General features: G+C 53.0%; 2 protein-coding genes. Both read right to left on the minus strand.

Annotation, left to right across the window (positions count from 1 at the left end; all coding sequences use genetic code 11):
* Positions 1 to 265 precede the first annotated feature (265 nt).
* Positions 266 to 1,285 (minus strand): site-specific integrase, encoded by a 1,020-nt coding sequence (locus PFRI_RS13485; protein ID WP_072631232.1) that lies wholly within the window; start codon positions 1,283 to 1,285, stop codon positions 266 to 268.
* 58 nt (positions 1,286 to 1,343) lie between these two features.
* Positions 1,344 to 1,763 (minus strand): hypothetical protein, encoded by a 420-nt coding sequence (locus PFRI_RS13490; protein WP_072631233.1) that lies wholly within the window; start codon positions 1,761 to 1,763, stop codon positions 1,344 to 1,346.
* Between the last annotated feature and the right edge of the window lie 196 nt (positions 1,764 to 1,959).

The raw sequence follows: 1,959 nt of genomic DNA on the forward strand, positions 1-1,959 counted from the left end.
GTCAGTCCCTCGCCGAAACCTCGCGCACTGGCCCGCATCGAAAAACCTTCATCACTGCCATCCGCTGCGCAGGACACCAAGGTCAGCTTCGCTGTACATCATCAGTTTTGGATTTATAGCTCCAGCACCCCAGTTTTCCGCTCAGCTATAAGTCTAAGACAAAACTCCAAGCTACTTTATCTTCATACCCTTAATCAGTTCTTCTTTGCGTTTTTTGGGGATAAACCACGGCGTAAACCTTCGCCACACCCCCAGAGAAAAACACTCAGACGCTCCCCAACCCCTTGATCAACGCGCCCTGTTGTTGATCCGACACGGGCAAATAGCTTGACACGGTGGTTGTGAAATTTTCGTGGCCCAAGTTTTGCGACCATGCCTTTTGCGTCGCCAGCGGCAATTCGCGATCACTTAGTTCCTGACCCAGCGTTTTGCGAGCGCTATGCGGGTGATAGGGGTGCAATTGAACTTGTGTGAAGGCGCGTTTGAACACCTCGTTCACTTTGGACCCATTGGCGTAAATATTGCGCGACACGCGATCAAACACGAACTTGCCGTCCACGATCCGCCGTTCTGGTTTTGGGAACAACGCGTCTTCTGCACCAAATTTCCGGTCATCGCGCAGATAGGTCACCCATGCCGTGAAATATGCCAGATAGTCGGGATGCATCGGGAAAAACCATGTTGTGATCGTTTTGCCCGCTTTGGTGCGCACGGTGCGCCCGTCCTGAAAAACGAAACCGTCCACTAGATTGATATGTTTTAAGCGCAATGAAGATACAGCGCCAACCCGTGCGCCCGTGATCATCACAAAGGCGAACATGGCTTTGTCGCGCTGTTCCAGTTCGGTGTGATCCGCCATGCCTTGAAACGCGTGATAGGCCGCTTGTTTGGACGGGAAGTGGACAGGGTTCTGGGTATGGGCCGCGCGGGCGTCTTTGCGGTTGTTGTTGAAGTAATCCACGTCCGCATAAGTCAGGACCTTTTTGAACCCTTGTTGACCTGCCAACCAATGAAAGAACCCTTTTACCAAGCGCAAAGTGGCGTCCGTAGTTGATAGGCTCAACAGTTGGCCACGGGTGTTTTTGGCGCGACCTAGGGCGTCTTTGAATTTTCGGGTTTGATCAATATGAAACGATTTGAACGGCTTGAATTTGGTGCATTCCTCAAACCGGACGAGCGCCGCGCGGACCTTATCGATGGATTGTTCGTCCTGCCCTTTGGCCTCGCGAAGATATTGCACGTAGCGGCGTTTTAAGCGTTCGTTATCTGCATTGAATTTGCGCATGTCTGGGCGTCCTTTCTGAAGTGCTAATTTAAGAGGGGGTTGAGGGGTTCCAATAGGGTCACCAACTGCCCCTAATTTCCACATCAAGAACCTTGCGAATGTCGGGCAAATCGCGCGCGCTAACATTGCGATTACAGGCGCATTCGCAGACCCCGCAAATCGCCTTCAGACGCCCGCCCGTGTCGCTAGACGGCACATAGTCAGCCATCGCACCAAACGGGGTTCTGGGGGCCTTGCAGCGCAGGCAATAGAACTCGCCCAACGCCATCGGTTGTTTGGATTTGGCTTTGCGGGCATTCAGATATTCAAGCGCGTGAAACCCCAAGATGATCATCGGACGGTTGCCATCGATCAACGGCATTCCATCCTTGATCCAGTTGCGAACCGTCGGAATTGACACACATGCAGCGTCCGCCAGTTCATCAACGGTATAGGATTTGTTGGCCTTGATCGCCCGCGTCCTGAAGCGGCGCGACATTACACCCCCTCAACACTCGGATCGATCCGGTTGGCTTCTGCCCACGCATTCAGGTCAGCGCCGCGATAAATGATCTTACGGCCTAAGCGATAGAAGGCTGGCCCCATGCCCTTGTGACGCCATTGGGCTTGACCTGCCCCCCTAGGCTCCCTCATTCATAACGAGAGTTTGCGGGTTTGGATTTCATATTCTTTAT

The organism is Planktotalea frisia, assembly GCF_001890925.1.
GTDB lineage: Bacteria > Pseudomonadota > Alphaproteobacteria > Rhodobacterales > Rhodobacteraceae > Planktotalea > Planktotalea frisia.